The sequence below is a fragment of the Micromonospora sp. NPDC047670 genome (genome assembly GCF_043204915.1).
Classification (GTDB): Bacteria; Actinomycetota; Actinomycetes; order Mycobacteriales; family Micromonosporaceae; genus Micromonospora.
This window is the reverse complement of record NZ_JBIDDA010000001.1, coordinates 389,549-408,846: the sequence shown is the minus strand read 5'-3', so window position 1 is coordinate 408,846 and position 19,298 is coordinate 389,549. Positions and strand designations below refer to the sequence as shown.

Genomic DNA, 19,298 nt, shown 5'->3' with positions numbered 1-19,298 from the left:
TCTCGGGCGGTCGAATCAGGGCGGAAGGGCACAACAGGTGGCGGTACCGAATCCCAAGGCCTCGCTCGGCGAGTACGCGTGGGTCTGGGACGCCATCTGCTGGGTCAGCGCCGGTGAGGCGTGGCCCACCGGCGACGAGGACCGGATGCGCGACCTCGCCGACGCGTGGAACAACCTCGCCGAGACGATCAACGACGCGCTCGCCGACGCCGACCCGGCCGCCATGAAGATCCTCCAGAACTGGGGCGGCGGCGCCGGCGAGGCGTTCGGCCAGCTCTGGAACCAGCTCGGCGTCGATCCGGGCACCGGCCTGCCGTTGATCCAGGAGGCGGCGTCCGCCTTCGCCAGCGGCTGCGACAACGCGGCCATGGAGATCGAGTACGCGAAGCTGACGGTCCTCATCGCCGTGATGATCACCGTGATCGCGGTCTTCGTGGCGCTGCTGATGGCCTGGCTGGGTGGGGTGTCGGCCGGAGCGATCCCCGGCATCCTCGCCGCCGGCCGGCAGGCCGTGACGGTCGCGTTCCGGCGGCTGATCGCGCAGATGGGCCGGCAGCTCCTCACCCGCGCCGGGATGCAGGCGGCCCTGCGCACCGTCGGCACCCAGATCACTCGGCGGGTCACCAGCGAGGCGCTACGCAACGCCGGGCGGCGGTTCGCCCTCGAACTCGCCGAGGAGGTCGGCGAGGAACTCATCATCGACATCGGCGCCCAGGCGTACCAGATGAACGCCGGCACGCGGACGGAGTGGGACGTCAAGCGTACCGCCACCGCGGGCATCGGCGGCGCCTACGGTGCGGTCCTCGGCACCGGCCTGAACGCCGGCACCCGCTTCGCCCGCAACAACGTGGCGCCCCGGATGCCGGTCTCGTTCAGCCCTCCCTCGATGAACTTCCGGGGTGCCGGGGTCGTCCGCTGGGGTGGCAACTCGATCGCCGCCGGCCTGCAGAACGCGGTCATCTCGCCAGCCGCCAGCGTTCTGGCCAACGCCACCATGACCGGGCAGTGGAACATGCCCGGGGCTGACGCGTTCCTCGGCGGCTTCGCCAGCGGCGCCGGTCGCGGCGGGGCCACGATGGCGGCCAGCAACCTCGGCAGCGGCATGGCGAACCTGCACAACCGGCTCGCCGGCTTCGACCCCGGCGCCGCGACCGGCACCGGTACCGGGCCCGGCACGGGTACCGGGAACCCGGCAGTCGGCGGGGCGAACCTCGGCAACCTCGGCAACGGCCCGGGGACCGGCGCCGGCACGGGAACGGGCAGCGGCGCCGGCACGGGCACCGGCAGCGGCGCGGGCACAGGAACCGGCAGCGGCGCCGGCACAGGTTCGGGTTCGGGTTCGGGGAGTGGCTCCGGGTCGGGCTCCGGCACGGGTTCGGGCAGTGGGTCCGGCACGGGTTCGGGTAGCAATTCAGGCTCGGGTTCGGGCAGTGGGTCCGGCACGGGTTCGGGCAGTGGGTCCGGCACGGGTTCGGGCAGTGGGTCCGGCACGGGTTCGGGCAGTGGGTCCGGCTCGGGTTCGGGCAGCGGTTCGAGCGGCAGCGGCCAGGGCGACGGGAGCGCCGACGCCGGCCCGAGCAACGCGCCGACCACCGGGTCCGGATCGATCTCGCTCGCCCCACCGACGGCCGACGCCGGCGCCCCGCCGAGCGCGGACACGTCCGACACGTCCGACACGTCGGCCACGGGCACCACCCAGGGCACCGATACGGGCACGAGCGGCGGCACGCCGGCCGCCGGTGCCCCGGTCACCGCCGATGCGCCGGGCACTGGCCTGGTCACCGACCAGGGCTCCGCCGACGCCGGTACGGGCAAGGGCGCCGACTCGGCCGCCTCGACCGCCGACGGCACCCAGGACGGGTCGTCCACGACCACCGTCGGCAACTCCGGGCCGTCCGCAGAGTCCACGGTGGATGCTCCGCCGTCGCAAACCACCGACCACTCCGGGACGAGCGACACCACGTCGGACTCCGCGGCTGATCCGCTCACCGGCGACCAGACGCCCGCGGTCGTACCCGGCACGACGACGGGCACCTCCGTAGCCGGCGGGCCTGCCGGCACCGTGTCGGCGGCGCCGATCAGCGGCGGCACCGCCACGAACCCGGCCGTTGTCGGGTCGACGGCAGCGACCACCGCACCGTCCGCTGCCACCGCGAACGCTCCCGTCGCGAACGCGCCGACCACGAACGCGCCGACCACCAACGCTCCCGCCGCGAACGCGCCAGGCACGAACACGAGCAGCCAGACCGGGACGGGCACCCAGGCCGCGCCGGCGACCAACACCGGCACGAACACGCAGCCGACCACGGGTCGCCCGACGCCCACCGTCAACCCGACTACGGCGAACTCGGCCGGCTCCATCTCGCTGGGGCCCGCCACCACGCCGTCGACCAGCGCCTCGACGACGAGCACCGCGCCGGCCAGCAACACCAACCAGGGCACCCCGAACCAGCAGGGCACCCCGGCGCAGCAGGGCACGACCAGCCAGCCCGGCATCAGCCAGGCCGACCCGTCCGGACGGCCGGAGGGGCGTACCCCGCTGGTCGGTGTCGGGCCCACGGACGTCGCCGCGGCACCGGACGGCTCGACCCGCCCGGACGCCGCGCCGGCCGTCCCCGACGCGACCGGGACCAACCCGTCGAGCACGCCCGACCCGTCGGCAGACCCCGAGGCCGACGCCGACGCGACGACGGACCCGGCGACGGATGCCGTTCCGGCCCAGCGGACTTCCGCCGACGGCGTGGTGCTCGTCCCGGTGTCGACCAACAACGATCCGAACAGCGGCACCCCGACCGCGCCGAACGCCAACAACGGGACGGTCGACCCGACCACGCTGACCCGCTCCACCGGCCCGACCGGTCGTGGCACCCACAGCTGGCACCTCGACCCGACCACCGTCCCCGGCGATCCGACCGGCCCGGACGCCGAGCGCATGCTCATCGAGGCGTCCCGGACTCTTGCCGAGACCGTCCGGACTGCGGTCAAGGCCAAGACGATCTCCAAGGGCAAGATGCCGGGCATGGCGGGCGCGCTGATGATGCCGAACGGCGACATCACCACCCACACCAGCATGACGGTCGACAAGAGCACCAATCCGCCGACCGGGCCAGCGGTGCACCCGCTCGCTGAGGCCGCCCTCCGCCGGACCGAAGCCGCCCTGGGCAGACCTGGGGCCGGCCACGGCAAGTGCGCTGAGGTCGCGCTGGTGTCGGATCAGCTCTACCGGCTCGAGCAGCAGTGGCGGGAGGCTGGCGAGCCGGGGAACTTCGAACAGTACGCCCTGGACGCCTTCCAGGGGTCGAAGATCGTCACACACCAGGTCGCCACCGGCTTCGATGACGCCGGGGTTCGATACGACCTGGGCCACTACCGGTCCCCGTGCCGTTCCTGCACGCACTTCCTGCCACAGTTCAACGTCGACCCGATCGAAGACACGGAGCGGTTGCCGGCGAACTACCAGCCGCCGGTGCCCGGGGTGGTGGGTAACGGGCGACCGCTGAGCGACTCCCGTCCGTACGGGGATCCGCAGGGCTTGGTGCCACCGGACCAGGCCGACCAGCAGGCACTGGACGACGCCGTGCCCCGCGACCCGGACACCGGCCGGCCCGAGGTGCACCCCGACCCCCGCGTGGGCAACTGGGCGGGCCTGGTCAACGACGGAGGCCCGACGGTACCCGGCCGGGACCGCAACTGCGCCGACGCCGGTCTCTCCTTCCTGTCCACCTGGTTCGGCCGGCCCGAGGTGGCAGCGGCCACGGCGGACGCGGCGACCGTCGAGCGCAACAGCACCGCCCGGCAGGAACAGGCACTGCGCACCACGTTCAGCCACCGCGGCACCGGCAGGTCCGGACTGGCCGAGATCGCCGCCGCTCTTCGGGACGCCGGCCACGGCTCGGCTGCCCTCATCATCACCACCGCCACGGACGCCAGCGGCCGGGCGCACACCTGGAACGCGGTGAACCACAACGGGACGATCGTGTGGGTCGACGTTCAGGCGCGAACGGTCTCCGACACCGACCCGATCTACAGCGACGGTGTCGACAACGTCTGGTCCATCACGCTCGACGCCCAAGGTGACCCGTTCACGCCGGGCGTCACCCGGACCGACGCCGACGCCCGGGCCGCCGGGGCGGACCCGGTGCCGCCGCACTCCACCGCACCGGCTGACCAGAACTCCGAGCCGGGCGCCGGTGACACCACGGCTGCCCAGGACCAGCCGGCCGCCGCCTCCGCTGCCGACGGAAGCGGAGTTGACGGAGATCTGCCGCCAGGCGACCCGACCATCGACAACCCGGCGGCCGACACGTCGACCACCCCGGGCCCGGACGCCGCGCAGAGCGGCGGCGCGATCCGCCCGCGCAACGTGCTCGATGTAACAGCCCAGGATCGCTGGGCGGCCCGCGCGTACGAGGTGTTCCGCTCCGATCCGACCGACGTCGCGCAGATGGCGGAGAACCTTGCGCAGGTGCCGCGCGACGACGGCTCGGTCGGCTTCAGCGCGGCCGAGATCCAACAGATCAAACAGCACCTGTTCGTCAACGAGCATCTGTTGAACGTCTACGACGACAACGGGGACGTGGTCGGCCACCAGCTCGGCCACTTCGAGCCGGACGCGGACATCGCCGAGGCGTGGATCCGCCTCCGCGGCGGTGAACCGCTGCCCCAGGACGTGGTGCTGCTCGAGCATGAACTGCGCGAGTCGCGCTACGAGCGCGAACAGCCGAATGCGACGTACGCTGAGGCGCACGCGTATGCAAACGAGCGGTACAACTGGGAACAGAATGTCCCCGAGCGCACCGGGGAGGATCTTGATAGTTGGGGACACCGGGATGGCGATTCTGCAACGCTTCCGCAAGGCCGAGGAGACCGACCAGGAGGTGCGCTACCTCTTCGGACATCCGATGATGGACCGGCAGTTGACCATCAACAAGCTGGACCGGACGTACCGGGTGGCGGACCAGCGGGAGGACATGGCCTTCCGGGCGGTGGTACGACGGATCATGGTCCGCGAGGCGGACGAGAAGGCCTGGCCAGCGGGGGGCGGGGTCCAGTCCTAGACGGCGACCTGCCGTCGGGTGATCCGACCGTCGATGCCCCGCCGAGCGGGGAGACGGCCGGCGAGCAGACCGTCGAAGAGCCGCCCGGGAACGACGACCAGACCCAGGGCTACCCGGACATGCAGGGCTGGCCGATGCCGGACACCCGGCGTTTCGGGCCGGACGAGCTGGCGCCGCTGGAGGATCCCCGGTTCCAGGATGATGTCGCCGACAGCCTCCGGACCCCCGACGGGTACGCCGTCTTCGCCGATCCGTCCACCCACCCGTACGGCCAGCTGATCAACGACGGTGGGGTGGGCCAGCCCGGCCGGAGCAACAACTGCATCGACTGCGCCATGGCGGCGCTGGCCAGCTTCTTCGGCGATCCCCAGGTGGCCCTGCCGCGCTGGCCGGACCAGCTCGAGGACGGCTCCATCGACACCGTGACCGGTGAGCTGGACGGCTTCGGCCGGGTGCAGAGCTGGCTCGGCGGCGAGTGGACCGGCGACAGCGACGCGATGCCGTCCACCCCCGGCGAACGCGCTGCGGCGGTCACCGACCGGTACGAACAGCTCTACCAGCGGATCCATGACGCCGGACCGGGGTCGGCCGCGGTCGTCGTCGTCGAGTGGCTCGCCTTCGACGAGAACACCGGCGAGCCCCAGCTCGACGAGGACGGCAACGTGCGCGGGGCCGCGCAACACGCCTTCCTGATCGTCTATCCGGAGGGCGCGGACGGGCCGGTCTGGTGGGACCCGCAGCAGGGCGACACCATCTCGGACGTGCTGCCCGGCGACTACGTTGAAGGGACGTACGACCTGTGGTCGATGGAGGTGCAACCGAGCGATGCCGATGACCAGGGAGGAAGCCCGGCAACTGATGACCCGCCTGCTGGGGACCAGCAACCCGGTGGCGGTGTTCCCGTTCGAGTTCGGCTGGGCGGCCCAGGAGACGCTCTCTCCGCAGGACCGGGCGCAGGGCAGGCAGCTGGGCCAGGGGGTCTTCATCATCGACGAGACGGGAGTGGTGACGGCCCATCCCAGCCTGCCGCCACCCCTGGTGATGAAGCGGTACGCGGCGGCGCGCCGGGAGGGCCGGGTGACCGGGCGGCAGGTGTGGCCGAAGGTGGACCAGCCGGACTGACCTCAACCGACGTCGCCGTCGACGTCGACACGACCGCACCCGGCATCGACGTCGACCTGGACGTCGACGCCGACACGACCGCACCGGACCGCGACGTCGACCACGCCGCGCGGCCGGCGACCCCGGGCAACAGCGGCGCGTCCACCGACGGCAGCGTGGCGACGGGCGAACCGATCACCGCGAGCGCACTGCCCGGCACGGCCTTCCACGGCGAGGGCCGGACGCAGGCCGATCCTGACGCCGTCCTCGACCGGGCGCGGGCCGCGCTGCCCGGTCTGGCCGCCCACGCCGGCGTGCAGGCCGTGACCGCCCTGACCGACGGGACGTACCAGGTCACCCGCGCCGACGGCAGTCAGTTCAACCTCCGGGTGACCAGCGCCCCGGTCCCCGACAGCGCGGTCGCGGCCAGCGCGTTCGACAACGACGGTACGGCCGTGGTGACGGTCTCCGACCGGGCCGCCGACGCGGTGATCGAGCGTGCGCTGGCGCACGAGGTTGCCGAGCTGGCCGCCCTCGGGCAGCCGCTGGCGGAGGGCGCACCGGTCGTCACGCCGCTCACCCCCGCCGACGTGGCCGAGCTGGTGACGGCCGCGCACCAGGTCCGGACCGCGGACAGGTGGTCCCAGTCGGCTGCGCGACGCGAGCTGGCCGCCGTCGTGGACCGGCTGGGCCTGCGTGACGGCATGCTCGGCGCCGAGCAGCGGATCGCGGCCCTGCCCGCCGAGGCGCGGGCCGCGCTGGCCGACGCGACCAGCCAGCGTGCGGCCCGGACGAGCGAGCGTTCCCGGCTGCGCGCCGACCGCCGCTCCGCCGAGGCGGATTCGAACGCCCGCCCCACCGGTCTCCCCCGGATGCGGACGTACCTGGTCACGCATTTCACCGTGAACTCTCTCCTGGCCTCGCTGGCGGTGAAGCTCACCCTGGACGCCGGCGGCCGGCCGGAGGTCGCCCTGATGGTGGGCGCCGGCGCGCTCGTCGGAGCGATCGCCACCGGGCCGGCGAAGTGGCTGGCCAAGCGGGCCGGCCTGGCCGCCGAGGACCGGCGGGCGCGGTACGACGCCCGTCAGGACGCCCGCAGCGCCGTGGAGACGGACACCACCACCGGGGAGGCGCTCGCCGCCCGCACCGGCGACGCGGCCTCGGCGCTCCAGGAGCTGGGCGAGGCGGTGACCGGGCTCGGCGAGCAGGCCGCGGCCGTCCAGGAGCAGCTGCGCCAGGGGGAGCGCCGGCACCGGCTGATGGGCCGGCCCCGCCGGTTCCCGCCGATCGGCGGGGACCCTTCGGCGGCGGCCGGCCGCGATCCCGGCAGCGGTACGCCGACGTCGCCCGACGGCCAGAGTGGTCCGCCCGTCGTCGGGTTGACCCCGCACGAGCACGGACGGCTCGCCGAGTTGCGCAGCCTTGTCGCCCGTCATGACGGGGCGCGGCCGTGGTCCCGGTTGGGCACCGGCCGGGAGATCCGGGCGCTGCTCGACAACCTCGGGCTGCGGCAGGGGACGCCGGGCGCGAACCAGCGCCGGGAGCTGCTGCCGGCCGACGTGCGGCCGCTCGTCGACCGGTTTGGCGACTCGCGGACGACCGCGGTCCGGGAGCGGGTCCGGGTCGTCATCGACCGCCAACCGGCCGATGGGCAGCGGCCGGGCACGGTCGCGCCCTGGTGGATGTCGGTGGCGGAGACCGCGCCGCACCTGCTGACGGCCGCCACCATCGCGGGGGTCGGTGACCTCCTCGGCCAGTTGAAGCTCGGCTGGTTCGGCATCGCGGGCGCGCTGGCCGCGGCGGCGACCGGCGTGGCGGTCGACCCGGTGATCGCCCGCAGGGAGGCCGCCGCCAGGGACGCCCGGGACACCTGGGACGCGGAACACCCGGCGCTGCCGGCGGAGGCGCTGCTGTCCCAGGCGGCCGAGGCGCTCGCCGACCCGATCGGCGCAGTGGCCGACCGCGCCGCGGCCGCCGCCCGACGGACGGCCGACCTGGAGCAGCGCCTGGCTGACCTGGAGCGCCGGCTCGCCGAGTCGCAGCGCCGCAACGGCGTCGCCGACTCGCTCCGCCGCCTGCTCCTCGGTGACCCGGCCTGGGCGGGGCTGGCCGCGCCGGACGTCACCACGACCCCCGAGCCCCGCGCGTCGACCGACCCGGCGACGTCGAGCGACCCGGCCGCTGCCGGGTCGCTCGACCCGCGCGACACGGCATCGCTGCAACGGCTCACCGAGCTTGCCGCGCGGCACGAGGCCGCAGGACTGCTGGAGCGCCCGTCGGTGGCCCGGCAGTTGCGGCTCCTGGTCGACCAGCTCGGTCTGCGGGAGGGCACGCCGGGCGCGGATCAGCGCCGTGAACTGGTGCCGGCGGAGCTGCGGCCGGTGGTCGAGCGGCACGGGCGTCCGGGCCTGACCGACCGGGCGGCACGGCTGCTCACCCGCCCACCGGCACACGCGACGGACAGCGCCCAACGGCCGAGCGACGTGCCGAGCATCGGGGTCTACGCCGTCGAGCAGACGCCCGGCCCACTGGTGCAGGCCGGGATGACGGTCGGGGTGGCCAAGGCCCTCCAGGTCGCCGCCGGGGCCGGGCCGATCAACATGCTGGCCGGTGGGCTCGTCAGTCCGCTCCGCGACCTGCTGCTCAGGCGCGTCGAGGCCCGGATCATGGATGCCCGCCAGGCCTGGGACCTGGCCAACCCCAACCCGGCGACGGACCCCACGTCACGGGTGGAAGGGATCGCCGGCCCGTCGGCGACGGCCGTGACCGACACCGCCCGGCAGCTCGACGCGGCCTCGCGGCGCCTCGACGACATCAACGCGGCCATGGACCGGCTGGGGCAGAGGCACACCGCCTCGCGCGGGTCGACCGAAACCTCGACCACGCCCGGTGGCACGACCACACCCGACCCGGCCGCCACGCCGGACCCGGGCGGTACGCCGGATGCGACCGGTCCGGACCGGCTGAGCAGGGCCGACGCCTGGGAGTTGCAGACGGCCGCGCACCAGGTGCGTACCGCTGATCCCGTCTCGTTGAAGCCGGCCCTGCGCGAGCTGCACGCGGTGATCGACCGGCTGGGTCTGCGGGACGGCATGCTCGGGGCGCCGGACCGGATCGCGCAGCTGCCCCCCGAGGCCCAGCAGGTGGTCGCGGAGTTCGGCGGCGACCGCGCCGGCCGGACGCGGCAGCTCCGCACGCTCCGGGCCGAGCGGCGGGCCGCCGAGGACGCCCGTCCACCGGGCATTCCCCGCCTGCGCACCTTCCTCGTGTCGAGTGTGCTGACGACCGGGGCGACCGCCGCCGCGGCGACTGCGGTCGCCTTCGCGGTGGCCAGTCCGCTGGCGCCGGTGATCCCCATCGCCGCGGTGGCCGCCGCGCCGGTGATCGGGGTGGCGAAGTGGCACGCCAAGCGGCGGGGCCTCGCCGCCGAGGACGTGCGCGGCCGGTTCGACGCGCGCAGCGACGCCCGGGACGCCGCCGACAGGGTGGACCAGGTCGTCGACCGGTTGAACGAGCCGATCGCCGAGCTGGAGCGGGCGGCCGACCGGCTCGAGGGCCGGCTGAGCGCCGCCGAGTCGGCCACCGGTCGGCTGGCGGAGCGGCTGGCGGAGAGTCACCGCCGCGCGGGCCTGCTCTCCGGCCTCTTCGGCGCGTCCGACAGCGGGCAGGCGGACCCGACCGCGACCAACCCCGAGAACGGCAATCCGGAGATCCGCCCAGGCCCGGCGGGCAGCGGCGACCCCGACACCGGCGCCGACCCCGGGCGGATCACGGCGGCGGCGGTACCGAACTCGGGTTTCCACGGTCTGGGGCGGCCGACGGCCGACCCGGCCGCGGTGCTGGACCTCGCCCGGGCCGCGTTGCCGCAGGTGGCCCCGTACGCCGGGGTGGACGAGGTCGCCGCCGTCGCGCCGGACCGCTTCGAGGTGCGCGCGGCCAACCTGTTCCCGCTGCGGGTGGAGCTGACCGTCGGCCCGCTGACCGACGGGGTGGTGGCCCAGTCGACGCGCAATCCGGACGGGTCGTTCACCGTGACCGTCTCCGACCGGGCCGTGGACGGCGTCATCGCCCGGGCGCTCGCGCACGAGGTCGCCGAGCTGGTGGCGCTGCACGAGTCCGGGCAGGCCCTGGTCGGACCGCTCGACCCGGGCAACGTCGAAGGGCTGATCGACCCGGCCGGCCTCACCGCGCACGACCGGGGCCGGATGGCCGAGATCCGCCTGCTCGCCGCCGAGTACGAGACCGGCGACCAGGCCACCCGGCTCGCCGTACGCGCCGAGATCGACGCCCTCGTCGACCATCTCGGCCTGCGGGTGGGTGATCCGGCCGCACCTGCGCGGTGGGCCGCTATGCCGCGGGACGCGGTCGCGCACCTGTTGCGCCTGAGCGTGCCGTCGGTGACGTCCGAGTCGGTCACCCGGGTGCTGCAGGGCGGCCCGGCGCTCACCGACGTCGAGCGGTTCCGGCTGATCGACTATCGGGCGCGACTCGCCCCGGACTTCCAGGTGCCGTCGACCGCCGAAATCGACGCGCGGCTGCGTGAGCTGGCGGTGCAGGGCGAGCAGGCCCAGACCAGCCTGCCGCGGATGCCGGCGTACGCCGGGCAGATCATCGTCATGCCGCCGGCTCAGCTGGACGCGATCCGGCAGGTGGACCCGCAGCTCGCCGACCGGATCGCCGCCCAGGGCGTGTACGTCGACCTGACCGGCCAGTTCGACCTGCGACCGTACGCGGTGGACGGCCAGCCCGAGATCGGCCTGGGTGACGGCCGGGCGGCGTTCGACCTGGGGACGCCGGCCGGCCGGCAGGCGCTGCTCGTCGAGGACCGGGTCCGGGCACGCGCCGCGCTGCGTGGTCTCACCGGCGGCCAGCCGGTCCCGCTGCTCGCCACCCACGACTTCCACTACCTGGGCGCGGGTCGGGTGATGGGTCTGGTGCCGGACGCGCTGACCCGGGTGCTGCGCGGGTTCAGCCCGATCGCCGAGGCGACGACCGCGGAGACCACCGCCACCGTAGTCAGCCCGACGGAGACCGCCGTGGTCGCCGACCGGGTCACCCTGCCGGCCGCCGAGGCGGGCACCCCGGCCGTGGCGTACGGGCAGGCGCTCGACGGCCAGACCGGCCAGCCGCCGCCGCTGTTCGACGGGCCGCCCAAGCGCGAGGACGTGCAGCAGGGCATGCTCGGCGACTGCGGCATGATCGCGGTGATCGGTGCGGTGGCCGGCCACCTGCCCGCGGCGCTCGCCGATATGTTCCACCTCAACCCGGACGGGACGGTGGACGTGCTGCTGCACGAGAGCAGCCTGCCCGGCCGGTCGGTGACGCCGACCGGGCGGCGGCTGCGGATCACCGTGCAGCCGGACGTGCCGCTGCGACCCGGCGTGACCGGCCGGACGGCGTACGCGGACCAGTCGGCGGTGGGCGTGGCCTGGGCGTCGCTGCTGGAGAAGGCGATCGCCGCGATCGACCGGACCTGGACGCAGGAACGCCACGACCAGTGGCAGCAACTGTGGACCAACCGACCCGACGTGGCCGACAGCCGGGCCGCCCCGCTCGGCTACGCGCGGCTGAACAGCGGCAGCTCGCGACTGGTGCAGGCGGAGCTGCTCACCCAGCTGACCGGCCTGCCGACCTCGGTGGACCAGCTGGACAACGCGCCCGGTCAGGAGGCCGCCGCCGAGGCCCGGCTGGCGGAGCTGCTGGCCGCCGGCAGCCCGGTGATCACCGGCACCCGGCCGGCGTCGGCGTACCAGACCACGACGCTTCCGCACGGCCTGTACGCCGGGCACGCCTACGAGGTGGTCGGCGTCGCCAACGGTCAGGTGCAGCTGCGCAACCCGTGGAACAGCAGCCACCCCACGCCCATGTCGGTGCGCGCCTTCCTCGACCTGATGAGCCCCTGGTACGCGCACGTCGAGCTGGCCCGTACCGCTACGACCGCGGTGCCAGACTCGTCAATCGACGGGGTGGGTCGCCCGGCGGCCGACGCCGTGGCGGTGGCGGACGCGGCCCGGGCCGCGCTGCCCACGGTGGCCGGCGCCGCGCGGGCGGACCAGATCGTCGCGGTCGGCCCGGACCGGTTCGAGGTGCGGGTGACCGGCCTGGACCCGCTGTCGGTGCGGGTGGCGGCCGGCCCGCTCGCCGACGGCGTGGTGGCCCAGACGGTGCGGAACCTGGACGGCTCGTTCACGCTCACCGTGTCCGACCGGGCGACCGACGCCGCGATCACCCGGGCGCTGGCGCACGAGGTGGCGGAGCTGGTGGCGCTGCACGAATCCGGCCAGGCGCTGGTCGGTCAGCTGGACGTCGACCACCGCGACGGGCCGATCGACCCGGCCGGCCTGACCGCGCAGGACCACGGCCGACTGGCCGAGCTGCGTGTCCTCGCCGCGTCGTACGCCGACGCGGATCCGGCGACCCGGCTCACTCTCCGGGCCGAGATCGACGCCCTGGTCGACCACCTCGGGCTGCGCCTGGGCACCCCGGACGCGTACGCCCGCTGGGGCGTCCTTCCCGGCGACGTCTCCACCCGTCTGATGCAGTTGAGCGTGCCGCTGGTGACTCCGGAGTCGATCGCCGGCGTGCTCAGCGGCAACCCGACGAACGCCGTCGAGCGCTTCCGCGCGATCGACTACCGGGCCCGGCTGGCTCCGGACTCCCAGGTGCCTCCGGCCGCCGCGGTGGATGCCCGCCTGCGTGAACTGGCCGTCCAGGGCGAGCAGGCGCAGTCCAGCCTGCCCCGGATGCCGGCCTGCGCCGGGCAGATCATCGCCATGCCGCCAGCCCAGCTGGACCTGATCCGGCAGGTGGATCCGCAGCTCGCCGACCGGATCGCCGCCCAGGGCGTGTACGTCGACCTGACCGGCCGGTTCGACCTGCGCCCGTACACGCTCGACGGCGCGCCGGAGTTCCGGCTGGCGGAGTCGCGGGCGGCCTTCGACCTGGGCACCGAGGTGGGGCGGCAGTCGCTGCTGGCCGAGGACCGGGTTCGCGCCCGGGTCGCGTTCCGGGCCGAGTACGGCGCGAACCCCGCCGCCATGGCGGTGCTGAACACGCACGACTTCCACTACCTGACCAACGCGCGGGTGCTGGCCCTGGTGCCGGACGTACTCGCCCGGGCGTTGCACGGGCTGGTGCCCGGCGCGCCGCCCCTGGACGTCGAGGTCAAGGCGACCGTCACGGCCGGTGAGTCCGCGGTGGTCGCCGATCGGGTCACGCTGCCGGCCGCGGAGCCGGGCCAGCCCGCCCCGGAGTACGGCCAGGCGCGCGACGCGCAGACCAGTCAGCCGGCGCCGCTCTTCGACGGGCCGCCCCGCCGGGAGCAGGTGCAGCAGGGCATGCTCGGCGACTGCGGAATGCTGGCCACCATGGCCGCCGTCGCCGGCCACCGGCCGGACGCGATCGCCCAGCTCTTCCAGCCCAACCCGGACGGCACCGTCGACGTGCTGCTGCACGAGAGCACCCTGCTCGGCGACGCGATCAACCCGACGGGCCGGCGACTGCGGATCACGGTGCGCCCGGACGTGCCGCTCAGCCCCGGCCAGAACGGCGTGACCGCCTACGCCGACCAGTCCGCGAACGGCAGCTCCTGGGCGTCGCTGTTGGAGAAGGCGCTGGCGGCGGTGGATCGGACCTGGAGCACCGAACGCCATCAGCAGTGGCAGCGCGCCTGGTCCTCCTGGCACAGCCCGAACGATCCACACGTGGCCGCGCCGACCGGATACGCCCGATTGGACGTCGGCAGCCCGTCACAGATGCAGGCCGAACTGCTCACCCAGCTCACCGGACTGCCGAGCCGCGTCGAACTGTTCGACCCGACGCCCGGGCGGGAGTCCGCCCTCGAGGCCCGCCTGACCGCACTGCTGGCTGGGGGCAGTCCGGTGACCACCCATACCAGGCCGAAGGAGCACTACCCCGTAGCGATCCGCAACAAGCTTCCGCACGGGCTCTATCCCGGACACGTCTACGAGGTGGTGGCGGTCAACAACGGCCAGGTGCGGCTGCGCAATCCGTGGAATCAGGATCACCCGACGTCGATGACGGTGCGGGAGTTCCTCGACCTGATGGATCGGAGCTTCGCCCACCTGGAGCCACAGCCAACCCCGCCGCACGCGGCCGCCGTGGCTCCGCAGCCGCCGATGCCGCCGATTCCGCCGATGCCCCCGCAGGCGCCGGTGGGACCGGTGGGACCGGTGGGACCGGTGGGACCGGTGGGACCGGTTCAGCCCCCGGGGCACCCAACCCGCCCGCACCCCCTCGGGCGGACCTACCTGGAGGAGTTCAGGTACGTCATCGCCTACTACGCCCTGCTCGCCACCGACGGTACGGTGAGTGGCCTGGGGGTGGTCGAGTCGTCTGAGCGGGGACAACGCACCCTCCACTGGACGGCCGACGGTGCGCCCCCCGGTCCCGGACGCTCGCTACCGGTCGGCCGGGCCGAGGCCGAGCGGATCGCGCGGGAGGTGCTCGGCTTCGCGCTGCCCGACGAGGCGACGCTGCACGACATGCTGGACGGGTGACCGTGCCGAGAAGAGAGCTGGGAGGAGAGCCGTTGCGCTCCTACACGGACGTCATGTCCATCCGCAACAACGTGCCGTCGGACATCGGGCCGGCCCGGCTCGGCGTTCGATGGATCGACGAGGGCCCCCCGGTCCGGTGCGAAATCGTCGTCATGCCCGGCCGAAGCGGAGAATCCCCTCACTACGAGGTCACCCTCGGCGAGACCTTCCCGGTGGGCGACGAGACCTGGCGCTTCGCGGACGTCGACATGAAGAACGCGGACGAGTGGCGGGTGATCGTCCGCCGGGTCGACGAGAACGAGGTGATGACGCCACCCACCGGCCACGTCTGGCAGTCCGCCCGGCTGCGGCCCTATGGTCAGCTCGACGAGGCGCAGCTGCGGGCGGTGGAGGCCGAACTCGGCACCCCGTTGCCGCCGGGCTACCGCGACTGGCTGCGTGGGAACAACGGGGCGCAGCCCGAGGTGGAGCACCACGTCCCGGGTCTGCCGTTCGCGCTCATCCCGGAACGCCCCCTGTTCGGTGTGCATCCGCAGTACCCGCCGTTCGACCTGGTGCACGCGCAGCGCGTACACCGGGATCCCTGGCTGTCGCCGGACTGGCTGGTCATCGCGAACCTCTCCGGCGGCCTCCTGATGCTCTCGCTGCGGCCACGCGACATGGCGGAGGAGGGTGTCTACTTCCTGCCGGACACCGGCCTGGGTGGGCCGATCGGGCCCGCGGGTGCCGCCGGGCGGGAGCGGCACCTCGTCCCGGTGGCCCGCACGATCGGACACTTCCTCGGCCGGCTGACCCCGATCGGCCTGTCCGACCTGCCGCCGGCACAGATCATCCGGCCCGGTGAGGCCGGCCACTCCCACCACGAGGACCAGCCGCGATGACCACGACGCAAACCGGGCAGGCGCTGCTGCTGCCGGTCGGGCAGTTCTTCGGCACCTTCCACCCGGTGGCCGGTTCGACCGAGCGCTACCACCGGGTCCGCCTCGGCGACGAGGTGTGGGAGCTGGACGACCAGCGCTTCACCCTGTGGGCGCTGGCGCACGGCGCCGGCGACCGACCGGCCGAGGAGCCCTGGACCCTGCCCGCGGTACGCGACGCGGCCGCCGCACAGCTGCCCGGTGTCGACAGCGCCCCGCTGCTGCACGGGCTGCTGGCCGAGGGGCTCGCCGTGGAGGTCGCCCCCGCCGAGGCGGTGGAGTTCGCCCGCCGGCACCGGGTCGGCGCCCGCATGCTCGGGTTGGGCAACAGCGCCGAGCAACCCTGGCTCTGGTCGATCGGCTTCTTCGAGCACCCGGTCGTGAGCGTCACGCGCACGGTCTACGACATGTGGGAGCGGTGCCCGTCCGGGGAGAGCCTCTGGACGATGTGCCAGGCGCTCGCCGACGAGGAACGGGAGGCCGGCGGCACCGAACCGGACCTGGTCGACCCGGAACGGCTGCTCACCGCCTTCCTCGGTACCGCCCACCTCCTGCTCGCGGCCAGCGTCGTCTACCTGGAGCCGCTGCCGTGACCGACACGACGAGGAACCCCGCGATGGCCGATCCGCTGATCCTGCCGGTGGGGCGCTACACCGGGGAGTTCCACCCGGCCGTCGGCGCCCCGGTGAAGTACCACTCGCTGAGCATCGGCCGCCTCTCGGTGACCCTGGAGGACCCACAGGCGTTCGCGGTCTGGGCCGCTGCGCACCGTCCGGTGGACCGGCCCGACGCCATCTGGGACCGGACCGCCGTGACCGATGCCGCCAGGCAGCTCGGCGTGGCCGACCCGGACCGCATCGTCGCGGAGTTCCTGGAGGACGGCCTGCTGGTGGAGATCGCGCCGAACGCGCCGGACGTGGTGGACTTCGCCCGCGCGCACCGGGTGCTCCCACTCATGGTGTCGCTGGGCAACACCCCCGACGACCCGCTGCGCCACAACATCGGCCTCTTCGGCGCCGCGCCGGTGTTGCGGGTGCCGGCGTTGGTGCACGACGTGTGGCAGTGGAGCAGCGTGGGTGCCAGCCTCTGGGACGTCTGTCAGGTCTTCGCCGACGCCGGCGCGCGGGCCGAGGTGGCGGATGCCCGCGAGCACGACCCCCGGCACGTGCTGAGCGAGTTCCTGGCCGCGCTGCCCCTGCTGGTCGGCGCGAACGCCGCCTGCCTGGACGAGGCCCGCCGGTGAGGATCGCCGCCTCCGGGACCTGGCGGGCCTGAGGACCGACCGCGCGGGACGGTGTCACTGCCGGAAGGGCTCGACGCGATGCGGCCGGCATCCCGACCGCGGGTCGCGCCGGTGCCGTGCGAGGGTCGAGGGCGACGCGCGTGCGAGGGTCGAGGGCGACGCGCGGTTCGCTCAGACGGCCTGCGGCAGCATCCCGGCGTACGTGTCGCGGACCGCGGCCAGCCGGCCGCGCCGGAATCGACCCGGCTCCCGCTGGCGCAGGTCGCGTCCCCACTCGCTGGTGCAGGCGGCGGCGGGCACCACGTCCTCGCCGGGCGGGATGAACTTGAGCACCTCGTCCAGCGCCGCGACGGCCCGGATCAGCGTGGCCCGGGCCGGCTGCCCCGCGTCCCCGACCGCCGGCACCGACCTGGCGTACGTGTCGGCCACCCGGAGCCACTCGCCGGGATCGAGCAGCTGCGACGGCTCGTCCCCGCCATAGCGGAAGCCACCGGCCCGGGCCACGGCAGGCTCGGCCGGCAGCCGGAAGGTGAACTCGCGCGGCTGGCCGCAGGCGGGGCAGGCACCGGTGTAGCGGGCGGCCAGGTCGCCGTCCTCGAGCGCCACGACCGCGCTCTGCCGGGCGAACCGCGCCTCGCCGCAGGAGCAGGGCCGCAGGTCCATGTAGAGGTGCGCCTCCGCGCTCGTACGGCTGGGGGGCAGGATCATGCGCTCCACCGTACCGATCCTCCGCCCTCCCGGGCGACCGCAACCTGGTGCCGCCGACGCGAGCCGACGCGGCGGTTCGGCCCTCCCGTCGCTCGGACCGGCACGGCCGCGGCCCGCCGGGCGGGGCGCGATAGGACCGGCGGCGTCAGCCCGGCCCCGGCCAGGACAGGGCGGGGCGGGGCGGGGTCCACCCTGGACGACGTGGTGGCGGTCACCCGGTCCGACACCGCCGCCGCGCTGCACGGTCCGCGCATGGGCGTTAGGTTGGACGGGTGCCGTCCGCAGCGTCCACCGACCCGTTCTGGTCGGTCACGCTGCGCTCACTGCGCGAGCTGACCCGGCTGGCCGTCGCCGCGCTGGTGCTCGCCGTCGGCCTCGGCGGCGTGACCGCCGCACCGGCACCGGCCACCCCCACCCTCGGCCCGGTCGTCGCGAGCACACCGGTCGCCGCGAGCGCCCCGGTCGACCGGCTGCTGCCGCACCGGGAGCCGGCCGCTGAGCGGGTGGCCGACGCGGCCGCCCCGCCAACCGTCCGCCGGGCCGAGACCCCGGTCGCGCCGACCGCCCGCCCGGACGTGCCGGCCCGCGACCCCGGTCGGGGCGTTCCCACCCGGCGCGGTCCACCGACCGCCTGACCCGTCGGCCGCCGTCCCCGAGGCGATCGGCCGCCGCGGCGGACCCTCCCGCAGTGCGAGGCCGTCCGACCGGGCCGTCTCCCGGCACTCCGGCCGCCACGGCTCCGGCCCGCCACCGCGTGGACCGCCATGCCGCCACGGCCGCCTCCGCCTCGGCGTCGGTCCGCCCGACCGTTCCCGCGGGCCCCGCCGGAGACGACCACCTGCCGCGGTACGCCCGCAAGCGCCCACGATGCCCATCCGCCCGTCCGCCGGGCACAACCACGTCGATATCCCTCGATCGACCGCGAGGTGCTGACCATGCAGACCGTGCTCTCCTCCGTACTGCTCGACGTGCCGCGGGCCGCCGCGATCTGGCTGAGCCTGCTCGGCGTCATCGCCGTCACCGTCGCCGGCTTGTTGCTGCGGCCGGGCCGACTCCGCTTCGACGCGGGCGCCCGCATCCGCCGCGCGGCGATGCCGAGCGAGCTGGAACGTGCCGAGGAGCAGCGTGAGCGGTCCCGGTACGCGGAGGAGATCGCGGTGGCCGCGGAGCGGGCCGGCACCACCGCCGCCCGACTGCGGGCCGAGTGGCTGACCGCGCAGGAGGCGGTCGAGGCGGCCTGGCAGGCGTACGAGGCCGCCGAGGCCGACGTCCGCCGGCTGGCGACCGCCGAGGCGATGCCCCTGCCGAGCACCCCCCGGACCCCGGCCGAGTACGCCGAGCGCGAGCGCTTCCTGCACCGGGCCGCGCTGGACGCGTACTGGCGCAAGGAGCTGTCGGTGGACCAGCTCAGCGACGTCTTCGCACACCGCAACGGGTGGGATCCGCGCCTGCACCCGGTCGAGCAGGAGCTGGTGCTGCGCCGGGCGGTACGGGACAACCTGTTCGCGCGGCAGCAGGCCGCCCGGGACCGGGAGCAGGCCGCCTGGCGGGCCGCCGAACGCGCCGCCGAGGCCGCGCGCAGCCTGCGGGACGAGGCGTTCGCCGCGGTCAACAGCCGCCCCGAGGAGTCGCAGTCGCTGCTGCCGCTGATCGAGGGGACGGGTGAGCAGACCCGGGAACTCCCGGCGGGGCCCGGCCGCGAGGTGTCCTCGGTGGCCCGGGGGCGGGCGGCCGTCGCCGCGTACTGACCGGG

At 74.7% G+C, this 19,298-nt stretch carries 7 protein-coding genes; 6 read left to right on the top strand and 1 reads right to left on the bottom strand.

Going from position 1 to position 19,298, the window contains the following annotated elements:
• Window positions 1-37 precede the first annotated feature (37 nt).
• The 4 genes from ACGF7U_RS01915 to ACGF7U_RS01900 are packed head-to-tail and all read left to right on the top strand — an operon-like array spanning window position 38 to window position 16,837.
• Window positions 38-14,677: a toxin glutamine deamidase domain-containing protein gene (locus ACGF7U_RS01915; protein WP_393102187.1), complete on the top strand. Its 14,640-nt coding sequence runs from the start codon at window positions 38-40 to the stop codon at window positions 14,675-14,677.
• Between the two features lie 32 nt (window positions 14,678-14,709).
• Window positions 14,710-15,558, top strand: a complete 849-nt coding sequence (locus tag ACGF7U_RS01910; RefSeq protein ID WP_393102186.1) for a DUF6406 domain-containing protein — start codon at window positions 14,710-14,712, stop codon at window positions 15,556-15,558.
• Window positions 15,555-16,187, top strand: coding sequence for a hypothetical protein (locus tag ACGF7U_RS01905; RefSeq protein ID WP_393102185.1), 633 nt, complete (start codon window positions 15,555-15,557; stop codon window positions 16,185-16,187). Before ACGF7U_RS01910 ends, ACGF7U_RS01905 begins: the two co-directional genes overlap by 4 nt.
• Window positions 16,188-16,210: 23 nt before the next feature.
• Window positions 16,211-16,837 carry a hypothetical protein gene (locus ACGF7U_RS01900; RefSeq protein ID WP_393102184.1) on the top strand — a complete coding sequence of 209 codons (627 nt, stop codon included), beginning with the start codon at window positions 16,211-16,213 and terminating at the stop codon, window positions 16,835-16,837.
• Between the two features lie 171 nt (window positions 16,838-17,008).
• On the opposite strand, the gene ACGF7U_RS01895 is transcribed toward ACGF7U_RS01900, so the two are convergent.
• On the bottom strand, window positions 17,009-17,545 hold the full coding sequence (locus ACGF7U_RS01895) for a hypothetical protein (protein ID WP_393102183.1): 537 nt from the start codon (window positions 17,543-17,545) through the stop codon (window positions 17,009-17,011).
• A gap of 272 nt (window positions 17,546-17,817) precedes the next feature.
• Between ACGF7U_RS01895 and ACGF7U_RS01890 the strand changes: the two genes are divergently transcribed.
• Together ACGF7U_RS01890 and ACGF7U_RS01885 are read left to right on the top strand one after the other, a co-directional pair.
• Complete coding sequence (locus ACGF7U_RS01890) at window positions 17,818-18,180, top strand: hypothetical protein (RefSeq protein ID WP_393102182.1); 363 nt, start codon at window positions 17,818-17,820, stop codon at window positions 18,178-18,180.
• A gap of 300 nt (window positions 18,181-18,480) precedes the next feature.
• On the top strand, window positions 18,481-19,293 hold the full coding sequence (locus tag ACGF7U_RS01885; protein ID WP_393102181.1) for a hypothetical protein: 813 nt from the start codon (window positions 18,481-18,483) through the stop codon (window positions 19,291-19,293).
• Window positions 19,294-19,298: the final 5 nt, after the last annotated feature.